1 protein-coding gene is annotated in these 401 nt (G+C 47.1%); it reads left to right on the top strand.

Going from position 1 to position 401, the window contains the following annotated elements:
- The coding region (locus EDI28_RS26575; protein WP_325062653.1) for a glutamate ligase domain-containing protein at positions 1-401 on the top strand (401 nt) is incomplete at both ends.

A 401-nucleotide genomic window follows, 5' to 3' on the forward strand; every position in this document is an offset into this window, starting at 1 on the left:
TTCGTGGTGTGGACAATCAAACCATCAAGGAAACTCTTTCAGCCTTCGGTGGTGTCAAACACCGTCTCCAGTTTGTGGATGACATCAAGGGTGTTAAATTCTATAACGACAGTAAATCAACTAATATCTTGGCTACTCAAAAAGCCTTGTCAGGATTTGATAACAGCAAGGTCGTCTTGATTGCAGGTGGTTTGGACCGTGGCAATGAGTTTGACGAATTGGTGCCAGACATTACTGGACTCAAGAAGATGGTCATCCTGGGTCAATCTGCAGAACGTGTCAAACGGGCAGCAGACAAGGCTGGTGTCGCTTATGTGGAGGCGACAGATATTGCAGATGCGACCCGCAAGGCCTATGAGCTTGCGACTCAAGGAGATGTGGTTCTTCTTAGTCCTGCCAAT

It is taken from the genome of Photobacterium chitinilyticum, from assembly GCF_004104355.1.
Classification (GTDB): Bacteria; Pseudomonadota; Gammaproteobacteria; order Enterobacterales; family Vibrionaceae; genus Photobacterium; species Photobacterium chitinilyticum.